The organism is Haloarchaeobius litoreus, assembly GCF_024495425.1.
Taxonomy (GTDB): Archaea; Halobacteriota; Halobacteria; order Halobacteriales; family Natrialbaceae; genus Haloarchaeobius; species Haloarchaeobius litoreus.
The window spans coordinates 872,661-886,029 of sequence record NZ_JANHJR010000002.1 but is presented as its reverse complement, the minus strand read 5'-3'; the positions used below and the strand labels follow the sequence as shown (position 1 = coordinate 886,029).

At 69.2% G+C, this 13,369-nt stretch carries 15 protein-coding genes; 9 read left to right on the top strand and 6 right to left on the bottom strand.

The window, feature by feature from the left end; all coding sequences use genetic code 11:
* The first annotated feature begins 26 nt into the window (after positions 1-26).
* From NOW55_RS11345 to NOW55_RS11335, 3 genes are all read left to right on the top strand, one after another.
* Positions 27-1,601, top strand: coding sequence for a SagB family peptide dehydrogenase (locus NOW55_RS11345; RefSeq protein ID WP_256400203.1), 1,575 nt, complete (start codon positions 27-29; stop codon positions 1,599-1,601).
* 57 nt (positions 1,602-1,658) lie between these two features.
* Positions 1,659-2,204: a DUF4352 domain-containing protein gene (locus NOW55_RS11340; RefSeq protein ID WP_256400202.1), complete on the top strand. Its 546-nt coding sequence runs from the start codon at positions 1,659-1,661 to the stop codon at positions 2,202-2,204.
* A 248-nt stretch (positions 2,205-2,452) separates the two neighbouring features.
* Complete coding sequence (locus tag NOW55_RS11335) at positions 2,453-3,247, top strand: hypothetical protein (protein WP_256400201.1); 795 nt, start codon at positions 2,453-2,455, stop codon at positions 3,245-3,247.
* Between the two features lie 9 nt (positions 3,248-3,256).
* Here the strand turns inward: NOW55_RS11335 and NOW55_RS11330 are convergent, their stop codons facing one another.
* The 3 genes from NOW55_RS11330 to NOW55_RS11320 form a co-directional block, all read right to left on the bottom strand.
* Positions 3,257-4,192, bottom strand: coding sequence for a sulfide-dependent adenosine diphosphate thiazole synthase (locus NOW55_RS11330; protein ID WP_256400200.1), 936 nt, complete (start codon positions 4,190-4,192; stop codon positions 3,257-3,259).
* 302 nt (positions 4,193-4,494) lie between these two features.
* On the bottom strand, positions 4,495-5,109 hold the full coding sequence (locus NOW55_RS11325) for a DUF6517 family protein (protein ID WP_256400199.1): 615 nt from the start codon (positions 5,107-5,109) through the stop codon (positions 4,495-4,497).
* A 1-nt stretch (position 5,110) separates the two neighbouring features.
* Entirely contained in the window at positions 5,111-5,890 is a 780-nt protein-coding gene (locus NOW55_RS11320; protein WP_256400198.1) for a hypothetical protein, read from the bottom strand.
* A gap of 122 nt (positions 5,891-6,012) precedes the next feature.
* Between NOW55_RS11320 and mvaD the strand changes: the two genes are divergently transcribed.
* Positions 6,013-7,020: a phosphomevalonate decarboxylase MvaD gene (mvaD, locus tag NOW55_RS11315; protein WP_256400197.1), complete on the top strand. Its 1,008-nt coding sequence runs from the start codon at positions 6,013-6,015 to the stop codon at positions 7,018-7,020.
* Positions 7,021-7,050: 30 nt separating this feature from the next.
* On the opposite strand, the gene NOW55_RS11310 is transcribed toward mvaD, so the two are convergent.
* Entirely contained in the window at positions 7,051-7,728 is a 678-nt protein-coding gene (locus NOW55_RS11310) for a DUF7546 family protein (RefSeq protein ID WP_256400196.1), read from the bottom strand.
* 1 nt (position 7,729) lies between these two features.
* On the bottom strand, positions 7,730-9,103 hold the full coding sequence (locus tag NOW55_RS11305; protein ID WP_256400414.1) for a heme o synthase: 1,374 nt from the start codon (positions 9,101-9,103) through the stop codon (positions 7,730-7,732).
* 179 nt (positions 9,104-9,282) lie between these two features.
* Here NOW55_RS11305 and coxB point away from each other — a divergent pair, with 179 nt between their 5' ends.
* From coxB to NOW55_RS11280, 5 genes are all read left to right on the top strand, one after another.
* On the top strand, positions 9,283-10,065 hold the full coding sequence (coxB, locus tag NOW55_RS11300; RefSeq protein WP_256400195.1) for a cytochrome c oxidase subunit II: 783 nt from the start codon (positions 9,283-9,285) through the stop codon (positions 10,063-10,065).
* A gap of 71 nt (positions 10,066-10,136) precedes the next feature.
* A complete protein-coding gene (locus NOW55_RS11295; protein ID WP_256400194.1) occupies positions 10,137-10,349 on the top strand; it encodes a hypothetical protein in 213 nt (70 codons plus the stop codon).
* Positions 10,350-10,479: 130 nt separating this feature from the next.
* Positions 10,480-11,334, top strand: a complete 855-nt coding sequence (locus tag NOW55_RS11290) for a cytochrome c oxidase subunit 3 (RefSeq protein ID WP_256400193.1) — start codon at positions 10,480-10,482, stop codon at positions 11,332-11,334.
* 6 nt (positions 11,335-11,340) lie between these two features.
* On the top strand, positions 11,341-12,723 hold the full coding sequence (locus NOW55_RS11285; RefSeq protein ID WP_256400192.1) for a hypothetical protein: 1,383 nt from the start codon (positions 11,341-11,343) through the stop codon (positions 12,721-12,723).
* Entirely contained in the window at positions 12,720-13,019 is a 300-nt protein-coding gene (locus NOW55_RS11280; RefSeq protein WP_256400191.1) for a DUF7410 domain-containing protein, read from the top strand. The genes NOW55_RS11285 and NOW55_RS11280 overlap by 4 nt, the downstream gene beginning before the upstream one ends.
* Here NOW55_RS11280 and NOW55_RS11275 read toward each other — a convergent pair whose 3' ends face one another.
* The gene (locus tag NOW55_RS11275; protein ID WP_256400190.1) at positions 13,020-13,295 is read right to left on the bottom strand and encodes a DUF7111 family protein; all 276 of its coding nucleotides are present in this window, start codon (positions 13,293-13,295) and stop codon (positions 13,020-13,022) included.
* Positions 13,296-13,369 lie beyond the last annotated feature (74 nt).

The following is a 13,369-nucleotide window of genomic DNA, read 5'->3' as shown; positions in this document are numbered from 1 at the left end:
TTACTCGCGGTGTGGAACGAAACGCCATGGTCGACGCTCGCGAGTACCACGAACGCACGAAGCACACGCCACGGCAGTTCCGCGAGATGGAGTTCGAACTGAACTTCGACAACCAGCCGCGGCCGACGAAGGTGTACGCCGACCTGCCGCGACGCTCGCTGGGTGACGTCGTCGACCCACCGGAGACACCGGCGCTGTCGGCCGTCGCCACGTCGACCGCCGAACCGGACGTCGCGTCGACCGGGGCCGCCGGCACATCTCCCGAACCGATCTCCGGCGACGACCTCACGACCTGCTGTCACTACGCCAACGGCGTCACGAAGACGCTGGAGCGTGGCGGCGAGCCAGTCGCCTTCCGGGCGGCCTCCTGCACCGGGAAGCTCTACCACGTGGACTGCTACGCGGTCTGTGGCGACCTCGAAGGCGTCGACCCCGGCGTCTACCAGTACGACCCCGGGAGCGACGCGTTCCACGTGCTCCGGGAGGGAGACTACCGTGGTGTCCTCGCGGAGGCAACCGGCGGCCAGACGGGAGTCGCCGAGGCCCCGGTCACCGTCGTCGCCACGTCGACCTGGTGGCGGAACGCCTGGAAGTACCGGAATCGGACCTACCGGCACGCCTTCTGGGATTCGGGCACCGTCATCGCGAACCTGCTCGCGGTCGCCCACGCCGGCGGCCGGCGCACGGAGGTCGTGGCGGGCTTCGCCGACGCGCCCGTGGTGGATCTGCTCGGACTCGACCCCGAGGACGAGGGGCCGCTCGCGCTAGTCCCGGTCGGGGCCGACGACCCCGCGCCGGACCCACCCGGAGTCGACCCCATCGATCCCGAGGTAACCCTCGACTCCGACCCGGTCGACTATCCGCTCGTCCACGACGCCTGGGACCAGAGCACGCTCCCCGACGGCGCGGCGGCGGTCGAGTGGCGCGGGCGGTTCCCGGCGGACGAGGGAGACGGCGCGGACGACGCTGACGGCGCGGACGAGGCGCTGGCGACTCACGGACCGGGCAGCGGCGAGCGCGTCGAACTCGACCCGGTCGACGCGGGGACGGCGTCGGCCCGTCCGGTCGGGAACACCGTCGAGCGGCGCGGCTCCTCGCGGGAGTACGCCCACGAGTCGATCAGCGACCGGCTGTTCGCGACGGTTCTCGACCGTGCCCTCGCCGGCGTCCCGACGGACTGCTTCGACGGCGGCGACGGCGTCCTGGACTACTACTGCCTCGTTCACGCGGTCGACGGCATCGAGTCCGGGGCCTACCAGTACCACCCCGAGGCCGACTGCCTGGAACGCCTCGGCGACACCGACCGCGAGACGGCCGGGCATCTCGCCGCCGGCCAGTCGGTCGTCGGTGACGCGGCCGTGAACGTCTACGCGATGGCCGACGTCGACGCCGTCGTCGAGCGGTTCGGGAACCGTGGGTACCGGCTCGCCCAGCTCCAGGCCGGCGTCGAACTCGGCCGGCTCTACCTCGCCACCTACGCCCACCGCCGGCTCGGCGGACGCGGGTTCACCTTCTTCGACGACCTCGTCACCGACCACCTCTCGCCGCGGGCCACGAACCAGACGCCGATGACCCTCTTTGCGTTCGGCCGGCCAGCGTGACGTGATGTGTCACCGATGGGCACAAGAACTATCGCAGGCTGATACGTCGAGAGGCGTATGCTATCGAACCGGCACGTCGCTATCGCGCTCGCGCTCGTCGTCCTCGTCGCCCTCGCAGGCTGTACGGACGACTTCGGTGGCGGCAGCGAGGAGTCGTACGGCATCGGCGAGACCGCCGAACTCGGACAGGAGAACACGACCATCGCGGTCACGGTCGACGACTACCGGTTCGCCGACTCCTACGAGGCCGCCGACGGCTCCGGTGGGACCCAGACCGTCACCGCGCCGGACGGCGAGCAGTTCCTCTTCGTGCAGGTGACCGTCGAGAACGTCGGGAACGAGGACGGCGCGACCCCGGCGGTCGCGGTCCGACCGCGGAACACCACCGCCAGCGACCCGGCTGGCGCGCCGACGTGGGCGACCGACGGCCTGTACCGCAGCATCCGACCGCTGCCGACCGGCGAGTCGCGGACGGGCTGGGTCCGTGCGACCGTCGCCGACAACGTGACAGAGGCCGACGCCGAGATCGCCTTCTCGACCGACATCCTCGTCACCTCGGGCGAGTACAAGTGGCTGCTCGTCGCGGACGACGACGAGGAGTAGGACAGCTTCTGTCACCGCCGGGAGAGGATTTTTGTGTAACGTCGGTGTAGGCAGAGACGTTGCTGTCCCCGATGACCGACCGCAATCACAGGGTCCCTCCACCGTCCTACAGTCGTCGGCGTCTGCTGGTAGGAATCGCGAGTGGTGCAGCAGTCGGTCTGTCCGGGTGTATCGCGTTCTACCCGGGGCCACGTGCTGGTTCTCCCCCCGAGATGAGGCTGACCATGCATCCAGTGGACGCTACCGATGTGGCCTGGGAACTGGTCAACAACGGCTACGGCGAGCACCACACGCTCGTCAGCGAGGCGGTGCAGGAGAACGAATCGACGGTCGAGTCCGAGGACGCACCGATACCGGACGGTACGGTCCTGGTCCACGAGAACGTGGTGTACGAGGCGACGTTCGAAGTCGTCGACAGCCGTCCCGCGACCACCTACTCGCTAGTCTTTGAGGATGTCGGGTCACCCGGAATCTCCGGCGACGGCCCCTCGATTCGGTTCCCGGAACTCCCCAGAGTCGACAGGGAGAAGCTCGCGGCACGAGGGCTCGGCGAACCGCCCACAAGCCTCGGGGTCGTCGCACCGTCGCTCTACACCGAACCCGAACAGCAGTCATCCGTACTCGTTCCGGAGCCCGAGTACCGAATCGTCGAGTGGGAGGACGACACGGGACGGCTGCGAATCGTGAATCAGTTGTCCTCTCCAATCAAGACGCGTCGGTACACCGTCGACGAAGTTGCGCCATCTCCTGCCGAGTACGGCCAGAGAACCGTCGACGACTACGCCTTCCAGTTGACAGGGCTCTCGGACGAGGAACGGCGAGTCGTCGAGAGCGCAGTCGACGGACGGGAGGGCTACACCGTCGCCGACGGCGAGTCCATTCCCGACGCCGTCCGTTCGCTGGTGACGCAGTTCCGTCCCCGCGAGAAGGTCAGGCAGTCGAGCGACGACGTGTCCGGGACCTACCTCGTGCGGTACGAGGGCTCGCTGTACTGGACACAGCTCCATCTTACCGACGAGTTCGACTCCTCGACCGAGGGCTGACGGGTCTGCCTAGTCGTCAGCCGGGACCTTGTTCTGCGAGTCCGAGAGCGTCACCGGCTCGGCGTCGACCTCCAGCTCGTCCAGCGCGACCTGTGCGGCCTTCTTCCCGGAGACGAGCATCGCGCCGAACGTCGGCCCCATGCGTGGGAGGCCGTAGGCGGTGGCGACGGCCATGCCGCTGGCGACGAGGCCCTCGTGGACGACGCCGGTGTGCTCCACCACTTCGTCCTCGCTGCGGCCGACCCACATGGAGTCGTGGCCGGGCGAGTCGTGGCCGGGCGCGCCGTAGCTCTCGGAATCGGTCTGGTCCATGACCTGTCCGCGCTCGTTGGCGGCCTGGATGCCCGGCGCGTCGAGCACGCCGCGCTCGTCGAGCTTGTTGATGGCCATCGCGTCGTGCCCCGTCGAGTCGATGACGAGGTCGGCCTCGACGGCGACGGGGTCGACGCAGGTGATCTCGCGGGGGAGCGCGTGGACCGGCGTGTAGTTCATCACGATGCCGGAGACCCGGTGGTCCTCGCGGACGACGATGTCCGTGAACTCGGTCATGTTCTGCATCTTCGCGCCGGCGTCGCAGGCGGCCTTGATGAGCCCCGAACAGGCCTCCGGCCCGTTGGCGACGTACAGCCCGTCGACGTCGCCGGCCTCGTCGTAGTCGACGTCGAGGTCGTCGAGGAAGCCCTGTGCGGGGTCGCGCACGGTGACCTTGTTCATCAGGAAGCCACCGAGCCAGAAGCCGCCACCGAGGTAGTTGTTCTTCTCGACGACCATGACCTTGACACCGCGCTCTGCGAGCTCCTTCGCCGCCGTGAGGCCGGACGGTCCGCCCCCGACGATGATGACCTCACTGTCCGTGAACTCGAGGAACTCCTCGCTCCACTCCTGGCCGATTGCGCGCGTTACCTCCGCTTCGCCGACGTCCGCGAACGAGTCGAAGTCCTTCATACAACCTAGTGGTACCACTTAGATGTAAAAGGTGTTGCGGTCCGAGAGTGTGGCACGGAGCCCCGGCCGTTCCTCACCACAGCAGTCCACGCGATGGAGACCGCGAACAGCCAGACACCCCCATCGGGAACTGGAGCGACGGCTGCCGATACCAGCCGGAACGCCCCTGCTCGCTCGACTCCCCCGTCGCTTGCTTCGCCGGGGTCGTCGAACGAGCAGCCCCTTCCAGTCCAACCCGAGCGCGCGCCAGCGAACGGAATTTTACAATATTTGTAAACTTCGCGCGGGGTCCGAACCCGAGCCTACACCGACCGGAGCACGGAGAGCAGTTCGTTCCGGTAGGTGCCGGGGTCGTCCGCGACGCCGGGCGCGACGGCGTCCAGCCCGTCGGTCGGGTACGCGCCGCCAGCGAGGCGGAACTGGCCGTCGGCGAGCCAGACCGAGAGCCAGCCCTCGACGGCGACTGCGGCGTCGGGCGGGAGGTCGGCGTCCCCGTCGAGCACGTCCGCCAGCGGGAACGTCGCCTCGTAACGGGTGAGCCGGGCGCGTGCACCGTTGTTCGTCCGCATGCGCTCGCCCCGGCCGCGCTCGACGCGCTTGAACCCGCGCTCGCGCAGGTCGCTGGCGAACTGTCTGCGGGCAGACGAGACGACGGTCGGGTACAGCGCCGCCGGGCCGACGCCGGGTGTCAGCGGCGGCTCGAACGAGAGCTGGGTGGCGAACAGGAACCGCCAGGGCTGGTCGAGCGCGCCATCTGTCGTCTCGCGTACCGCCCGTCGGAGCTCGGCGTCCTCGTACAGCCGGGTCGCGCCGAGCACGCGGACGGTCGCGAGGTCGAACACGACGTCTGTGGACTCCTCTTTCAGCCGCCAGCCGTCGCCGTCGGGTGCGAGTGTGGGGTACGGCGACGCCGACATCTCAGACCTCGCGGAGCTCGCAGGTCCCGTCGGCCGTGTGGACCGTACTGGCGTCCTCGACGACGACCGCCCACGAGGTGACGAGCGAGCCGTCGTCGAAGACGTGTTCGGGGACGAGCGGCATCGAGACCGGCTCGAAGCCGTGCTCGCGCATGGCCTTGATGGTGCCGAAGCGCCCGAGCTCGCTGCCCCAGCGGTCGTACACGTGGAACGCCTTGTCTCCCTCGCGCTTGTACGACAGCGGGAAGGCGTCCGCCGGCGGACACGCGAGGGCGTCGACGTCGTCGAACCGTGCGAGCACCTCGTCGCCGTCCTCGAGGACGACCTGCTTGCGGTCGGAGCCCGTCCGGTCGCCGTCGTCCGCCGCTGGCGGCTCGACCTCGTGCCAGACGAGGTTGCCCGCCGGTGCCAGCGCGTAGTGTCCGTTCGCGAGGGGGACCCGGTCGGGACCGTCGTAGAAGGTCCGACAGCGGTTCTCGTCCTCGACGGCGACGCAGTACGGCTTGTCGAGCACCTCGACGACGGCGGCGAGGGCGTCCACGTCCGGGACGACGAACAGCGCGTCGTACCCGTGGGCCAGGACCGACGCGAACTGTGGGACCAGCGCGGCCGGGTCAGTGTCCCCGTCGTCGAGCGTGACGACCTCCACCGACCGGCCCGTGCCCGTCAGTCGCCGGGTCGCGCCGTGCGGTTCCCCCACCACGGCGTGGCCAGCTGTCTGTAGCTCGTAGCCCGCTCGCTCCAGAATCACCGTTCCGTGGTCGTGTTCGTCCCGGTCCATGTGGGTAGTTAGCACTCTGGGCGCTTGAACGTTCGGCAGCGCGAGTGCACCGGCCGAGGTTCCGGGGCCAGCCGCCCGAATCACCCGTGACTTTTAAGCGCGCGTCGGTCGGCTATCGGGGTATGAAGGCAACCGCGATGGCGCATCCCATCCAGGGACTCGTCAAGTACCACGGCATGCGCGACGACATCGAGCGACAGCCGTACCACGACTCCATCAGCGTCTGCACGGCCCCGAGCCACACGAAGACGACGGTGGAGTTCTCGATGGACTACGACGAGGACACGTACGTCGTCGACGGCGAGGAACTGGAGGGCCACGCCTTCGACCGCGTCGAGCGCGTGGTCGACAAGGCGCGGGACATGTCGGACGCGGCCCACACGGTCTACCCCGTCAGGCTCGAGTCCGAGAACTCCTTCCCGTCGAACGTTGGGCTGGGGTCGTCCTCGTCGGGCTTCGCCGCCGCCGCGATGGCGCTGTCGGAGGCCGCCGAACTCGACGCCTCGCACGCCGAGATCTCGACCATCGCGCGCGTCGGCTCCGCGTCTGCGGCCCGCTCCGTGACAGGCGGTTTCTCGCACCTCCGCGCCGGCCTGAACGATCGCGACTGCCGGTCGCACCGCATCCCGACGGACCTCAAGGACGACCTCAAGATAATCGTCGCGCTCGTCCCCTCGTACAAGGACACGGACGACGCCCACGCCGAGGCCGAGAAGAGCCACATGTTCGGCGACCGCCGGGCGTACGTCCAGGACCAGCTCGTCGAGATGCGCGACGCCCTCCACGACGACGACCTCGAACGGGTGGGCCACATCGCCGAGCAGGACTCGCTCTCGCTCGCCGCGACGACGATGACCGGTCCCGACGGCTGGGTGTACTGGCAGCCGCCGACGCTCGCCGTCTTCAACAAGGTGCGCGAGCTGCGCGAGAACGGCTACGAGGGCGACGACGACGTCGACAGCGTCCCCGTCTGGTTCTCGACCGACACTGGCGCGTCGGTGTACGTGAACACCACCGCCGACCACGCCGAGCGCGTGAAGGAGGCCGTCAGCGAGACCGGCGTCCGCACGACCATCTGGGAGGTCGGCGGCCCGGCACGCCTGCTCGACGAGGACGAGGCGCTGTTCTGAGGTTCCGGGCGGTTCCCCTCCGTCGAACGGTCACAGCGACGGCCGCCAGTACAGCAGCGCCACCGTGACGACGAACACCGCCGTCGAGAGCGGGAGGGACTGCTGGTACGCCTGCGCCGCGACAGCCGAGGAGCCGCCGGCGACGCCGGTGACGATGGTCGCGATGATGGGCCAGCTGCAGGAGACACACGAGAGCAGCCCCAGCACGCCCGACACCGCCGCGCCCGCCGCGTCGATGACCGTGACGTAGACGAGGTACGAAAGCGCCGCGTAGCCGACCAGCTGGTACGGGAACAGCCGGACGATGAGGAGGTCGCCCTCGTAGGTCACCGCGGGGCCGAACCCCGGCGGGAGCGACGTGGCGACGTACCAGCCGTAGGACGGGTCGTACCCCGGCACCGAGACGAACGCGTACCCGAGGTCGAGCAGGCCGCCGAAGTACGCGAGTACCAGTGCGTAGCCGACCGCGACGAGCGCCGCGAGCCGCCGTCGACGGGCCGGCGCGGCCGGTGCCTCGGTGCGCCAGAGCGCCCACAGCCCGACGTTGATCCAGACGAACGGGAGCACCACCAGCGAGAGCGAGGTGGATTCGAACTCGGTGAGGTACAGCAGCGTCAGGAGCGCCTCGATGGTGAGCGCGACGAAGCCAGCGAACACGGTCGAGGGCTCGGGGACGAGCGAGGCGAAGTCGACGCGCTCGGTGGCCATCTCAGACCACCATCGAGTCGACGACGACGGCGACGAGCAGCGCGCCGAGGTAGGCGTTCGAGGCGTGGAACGCGCGGAACGCGGCGTCGGTCGTGCGTTCGCGGTGGAGCTGGACGATGGTCCAGAGGAACGCCGCGCCGACCGTGATGCTGACGAACGCGTACAGCAGTCCGAGGTTCGACACGGCCGCCAGCCCGCCAGCGCCCGCGAGCGTCGCCGTGAAGTACCAGACGATGTGCTTGCGTGTCACGGCGTCACCGCGGACCAGCGGGAGCATCGGGAAGCCGCCCCGGGCGTAGTCCTCCTTGTAGGCCAGCGCGAGGTTGTAGAAGTGTGCGGGCGTCCAGAGGAAGATGACCGCCGCGAGCGCGAGCCCCGGCAGGCCGATGGTGCCCGTCACGGCGGCGGAGCCGATGAGCGCCGGGAGCGCGCCCGCGGCACCGCCGACGACGATGTTCTGCACCGTGTTCGGCTTCAGCACCAGCGTGTAGACGACGCTGTAGAACAGGATGGCGACCAGCCCGAGGGCCGCCGCGAGCAGGTTCAGCGCCGCGAAGGAGACCAGCGACGCGGTCGCGAGCGCGAAGCCGAACGCGAGCGCGTTGCGGACCGGCACCACGTCGACCGCGAGCGGGCGGTCGGAGGTGCGCTGCATCTTGCGGTCCACGTCGCGTTCGAGCACGTGGTTGAACGTCCCCGATGCGCCGATGGAGAGGACGCCGCCGAGCATCGTCAGGCCGACGGTGCGGACCGTGAGGTCGGCCGCACTGGTCGTCGCCGCGAGCGCCATCGCCGCGCCGGCGACGAGGCAGAGCAGCCACATCAGCCGCGGTTTCATGAGCCGGAAGTAGGCGTTCGCGACGAGTTTCGCGCGTGCGAGCCCGCCGGTCGGGTGGTCACGCGCCGGTGCGTCGGCGTCGCCGTCGACCTCGTCGACCGGGTCCGCGTCGACGGACGGGTCGTAGTCGTCCTGGGTCGCGGTCGCGGACTCCAGGCTCCAGGCGAGGGCGAACATCGCCGCGCCGAAGATGGAGACGCCGACGGTCAGGTGCACGCCCGAGAGCAGCGCCGTCGGTGTCGCCGTGGTCGCGGCGACCGCGCCGAGACCCACCTGGACGGGGTAGAGCACGAGCGCACCGGCGAGCGCCAGCCGGACGCGCCGGCTCGCCGGGCCGAGCCAGGCCGCCGCGAACGTCGCGACGACCGCGAGGCCGACCAGCATCGCGGCGACTCGGTGGCCCCACGCGACGAGCAGATCCGGGTTCGAGAGCCCGACCAGCCACTGCCCGTTGCAGGCGGGCCAGGTCGAGCAGGCCTCCGACGCCCCGGTGATAGCGGTCGTCCCGCCGACGAGGACGAGCGCGTAGACGCCCATCGCCGTCGCCGCGAGCAGGCCGGTGAACCGGCGATGCGAGCCGACGGGGCGGGGGTACGGTCGGGACACGGGTACTAGCCAAACCTTCGACTCGGACCACTTAGAGTCGACGCTTTCACCCGGTCGTCGCGGCGGAGTCAGCACATATTTAACCCCGTCTTCCTAAGCCTCGAATCGACATGAACGCAAAGCGAATCGCCCCACTGGCCACATTCGGGGCGGCGCTCTTGCTGCTCGCTGCCGACCCGGCGGCCGCGCAGTCGACGTCCGCCGACGCCATCAACGGGCTCAACGAGCGCCTGCTCGTCGTCGCGATCCCGATCACCGTCCTCGTCGAGGGCATCCTCATCTACACCGTCCTCAAGTTCAAGGACAGCGACGAGGCCAAGCCGACCCGGGAGAACCGCCGTCTGGAGATCACCTGGACCGTCGCGACGGCCGTCATCCTCCTGTTCGTCGGCATCGCGACGACGATGGTCATGGCCGACCAGGCCGTCATCGTCGACGACGTCGAGGACCGCGCCGACGTCCCCGACGACGCCGAGCACATCGACGTCACCGCTGAGACGTACGCCTGGACGTTCGAGTACACCCGGCACAACGTCTCCACCAGCTCGAAGCTGGTCATCCCCGAGGGACAGGAGACGTACTTCAACATCACGACGAGGGACTGGCTGCACGCCTTCCACGTCCCACAGCTCGGGCTCAAGCACGACGCGGTCCCCGGCCAGCACAACTACATCATGACCACCGCGACCGAGCCCGGTCTCTATCAGGGATACTGTGCGGAGTACTGTGGCACCGGCCACTCCGCGATGATGTTCGAGGTCGAGGTCATGTCACAGGACAGGTACGAGGGCTGGCTCGCCGACCAGTGTACCGGTGAGTGGAACGAGGAGGAGCTGACCTGCGAGGCACCGGCCGGCGGCAGCAACTCGAGCAACGCGACGGTCGCGGCCTGACCACTGGACGTCTCTTCGTTGCACGACGCCATCCGAACGTTCTTTTCCGTCTCGGGTCCGAACAGATGACGATGCGTGGCCCACTCACCGCCCTCTGGAACACCCGTCTCCTCGGCACGTCGCTCCGGCTCCTGGTCGGGTTCCTCGTCGCTGGCGCGCTGGCCGTCGCGGGCGCAGTCGTCGCCCTCCGAGTCGGTGGGGCCCTCGGCATCCTGACGCTCTCGACCCTCGTCCTCGTCGGGCTGACGCTGGTTCGAATCGGCCTCGTCTTCGCGAACGGCTAGGGGGCCGGCCGAGCTGACAGCCCCACGACGGTCGGCGGCGAGGTGTGCCGGTTCCATCACCGTGTTTCGCCGATTGGGGGAGCGAACGCGCTTGGATGGATTTTTGGTAGTCCACTCGTAAGCCCCATCCATGACAGTTGCCGAAGAATCCGGGGACGACCACGGGCACCACCTGCCGGCCGTCGAGGACTGGCCGCGCGGGTTCGGCGAGGCCAGCTGGTGGCCGTTCGTCGCCGCACTCGGTGCCGGTGGTATCTACCTCGGTGCCGCGTTGTACGTGCTCGTATCGAGGAACCTCGTGGGCTACGGCGTGTTCGCCGGGGCCGCCATCCTGAGCACGCTCCTGTTCCTGGTCGGGCTGTTCGGCTGGCTCTACCACGCATTCATCGTCTCCTTCTGGGAGCGCGGTGCCGACGAACACAGCGCACACAAGCTCAGATGGGGAATGGTCGCGTTCCTCGGTTCCGAGGTCGCCACCTTCAGCGCGGGCTTCGTGTACTACTTCTTCGTCCGTGTCGGTGACGTGGGCGCGGTGCCCCACCTGTTCGGGAGTCTCGTCATCGTCAACACGGCACTGCTGGTCGCCTCCAGCTTCACCATCCACTTCGCGCACACGTCGCTGCTGAAGGGCAACCGCAGGCGGTTCATCGGCCTGCTCGGCGCGACGCTCGTCCTCGGGCTGGTGTTCATCGCCGGTCAGGTGTACGAGTACTACGAGTTCATCGTCCACGACGGCTTCGCGCTCGGCAACGACGCGTTCAGCCAGGTGTTCGCCAGCGGCTTCTACGCGCTGACCGGCCTGCACGGCCTGCACGTCAGCCTCGGCGCGGTGCTCATCGGTATCGTCTTCGTGCGCGCCATCCGCGGCCAGTACTCCGCCGAGCGCCACGTCTCCGTGAGCACGGTCTCGATGTACTGGCACTTCGTCGACATCGTCTGGATCTTCCTCGTCGTCGTCCTGTACGTCGGCGCACCCGCGGCGTAACCCGCGATGGCTAGCCACCGTCCCCGACGCCTCGTGCTGGCGGCGTTCGGGACGCTCCTTCTCGCGACGGGGACGGTCCTCGCCCACGGCGGTTCGCTCCGTGGCGAGGCCGCCACCATCGCGGTGCCGGCCTGGCTCTTCCTGCTGACCGGCGGTGCCGCCGTCGGTGCCTCGTTCCTGCTCGCGGCGACGGTGACGGACCGACGGTACATCGCGAGCATCGACGACTGGCACCGCACGCTGCGCCGGTTCCCCGTCGCGGTTTCGCGCTACCTCGCACCCCTCGTCGGTGTCGTCGGCTTCGTCGCAGTGCTGTGGTTCGGGTTCACCGGTCCGACCACGCCGCTCCGGAACCTCTCGGTGCTGCTCGTCTGGGTCGGCTGGTGGGCCGGGTTCACGATGACGACGTACCTCGTCGGCAACACCTGGCGCGCGCTGAACCCGTTCCGCGCGCTGGTCCGCGCCGTCCACGCGCTCGTCGGTGGCCCCGCTCGGGAGTACCCCGACCGCCTCGGGAGCTGGCCGGCCGTCGTCGGTCTGCTCGCGCTCGTGTTCACGGAGGTCGTGCTCCCACTCGCCGACGACCCGCGACTGCTCGCGACCGCCGTGACGGGCTACGGCTTCGCGACCACCCTCGCCGGCCTCGTCTTCGGCGAGACGTGGTTCGACCGGGGCGACCCCGTCTCGCGGACGTTCGCCGCCTTCGGCGCGGTCGCACCGCTCGTCCGGACCGACGACGGTGTCCGGCTCCGGCTCCCCGGCATGGGACTGACCGACTCGTCGGTCGTCCGCGACCGGAGCGACGTGACCTTCGTCGTCACGCTGCTGTGGGTGACCACCTACGACGGCCTCGTGACGACGCCGTTCTGGGGCGGCTTCGCGACGACCGTCGTCGAAGCCGGCGTCCCGGCGCTGCTGACCTACCTGCTCGCGTACCTGCTCGGATTCGGGGTGTTCGTGGGCGTCTACTTGCTCGCAGCGTGGCTCGCCCGGCTGACCGGCGAGACGTTCCTCACGCCGGACGCCCTCGGGCGACGGTTCGCCGCACCCCTGCTCGCCATCGCGGCGGGCTACCACCTCGCGCACTACCTGAGCTACTTCGTCGTGCTCTCGCTCCCGCTCTCGCAGGTGCTCGCGAACCCGACCGCGCCGCCGTTGAACCCGCAGCGGTTCGGCCTGCCCGCGTTCGTGGGCGGGCTCGAGCTCGCGTTCGTCCTGCTCGGACACCTGCTCGCCATCTGGGTCGCGCACTCGACCGCGTACGACACCTTCCCGAGCCGGCTGCAGGCGATCCGGAGCCAGTACCCGTTCATCGGGGTCATGGTCGTCTACACCATGGTGAGCCTCTGGATCGTCGCCGCGCCCGCACGCACCCCACCGTTCCTATGACAGCCAGCACCGACCCCCGCCACGACCGGACCGACACCCCCTCGGACACGCACGTCCCCGAGGGCATCACGGCCCACCGCTGTCCGTACTGCGACCGGCCGTTCCGCCGCGAGGACCAGCGCACGCTCCACATCGGGCTGAGCCACTACGACCGGATGACGGAGGCCGAGGAAGCGGCCTTCCGCGACGTGTACGCGGCCGAGGAGGAGGAGCTGGGACTCTACCGATTGAAGCTGGTCGGCGCGCTCGTCGTCGTCTACTTCGGGATGTTGCTGCTGTACGCCGTCGTCACCTGATCACATCCCCAGGTCTTCGGCGGCCCCCGGGATCGGCAGGTCGTGCGGCGAGACATCGAGCAGCTCCGCCACGTGGTCCAGCGCCATGTCGAAGCCGTAGTAGCGCTCCAGCTCGTCGCCGTCCGCCGTCGGTCGCACCTTCAGCATCGCGTAGCCGTCGACGTTCTGTGCCACCACCGCCGTCGCGCCGTCGCGCTCGAACGACAGGACGCGCTCGGTCTCGGTCTCCTCGTACCGGGCCGTGATGCCATCGCTCGTCGCCGTGTCGTCGCTCATGGCCGAGTGTTGGGACTGGGGGGTGTCGTAGCTGCCGGTTTCGGAACCGAAGCGAAACGCACCAGTGGTCCCGG

What these genes read in the sequence shown, in the direction of transcription:
- NOW55_RS11345 (WP_256400203.1), top strand. Translation starts at nt 27, where the DNA reads ATGGTCGACGCTCGCGAGTACCACGAACGCACGAAGCACACGCCACGG.
- NOW55_RS11340 (WP_256400202.1), top strand. Translation starts at nt 1,659, where the DNA reads ATGCTATCGAACCGGCACGTCGCTATCGCGCTCGCGCTCGTCGTCCTC.
- NOW55_RS11330 (WP_256400200.1), bottom strand. Translation starts at nt 4,192, where the DNA reads ATGAAGGACTTCGACTCGTTCGCGGACGTCGGCGAAGCGGAGGTAACG.
- NOW55_RS11325 (WP_256400199.1), bottom strand. Translation starts at nt 5,109, where the DNA reads ATGTCGGCGTCGCCGTACCCCACACTCGCACCCGACGGCGACGGCTGG.
- NOW55_RS11320 (WP_256400198.1), bottom strand. Translation starts at nt 5,890, where the DNA reads ATGGACCGGGACGAACACGACCACGGAACGGTGATTCTGGAGCGAGCG.
- mvaD (WP_256400197.1), top strand. Translation starts at nt 6,013, where the DNA reads ATGAAGGCAACCGCGATGGCGCATCCCATCCAGGGACTCGTCAAGTAC.
- NOW55_RS11310 (WP_256400196.1), bottom strand. Translation starts at nt 7,728, where the DNA reads ATGGCCACCGAGCGCGTCGACTTCGCCTCGCTCGTCCCCGAGCCCTCG.
- NOW55_RS11305 (WP_256400414.1), bottom strand. Translation starts at nt 9,103, where the DNA reads ATGGGCGTCTACGCGCTCGTCCTCGTCGGCGGGACGACCGCTATCACC.
- coxB (WP_256400195.1), top strand. Translation starts at nt 9,283, where the DNA reads ATGAACGCAAAGCGAATCGCCCCACTGGCCACATTCGGGGCGGCGCTC.
- NOW55_RS11295 (WP_256400194.1), top strand. Translation starts at nt 10,137, where the DNA reads ATGCGTGGCCCACTCACCGCCCTCTGGAACACCCGTCTCCTCGGCACG.
- NOW55_RS11290 (WP_256400193.1), top strand. Translation starts at nt 10,480, where the DNA reads ATGACAGTTGCCGAAGAATCCGGGGACGACCACGGGCACCACCTGCCG.
- NOW55_RS11285 (WP_256400192.1), top strand. Translation starts at nt 11,341, where the DNA reads ATGGCTAGCCACCGTCCCCGACGCCTCGTGCTGGCGGCGTTCGGGACG.
- NOW55_RS11280 (WP_256400191.1), top strand. Translation starts at nt 12,720, where the DNA reads ATGACAGCCAGCACCGACCCCCGCCACGACCGGACCGACACCCCCTCG.
- NOW55_RS11275 (WP_256400190.1), bottom strand. Translation starts at nt 13,295, where the DNA reads ATGAGCGACGACACGGCGACGAGCGATGGCATCACGGCCCGGTACGAG.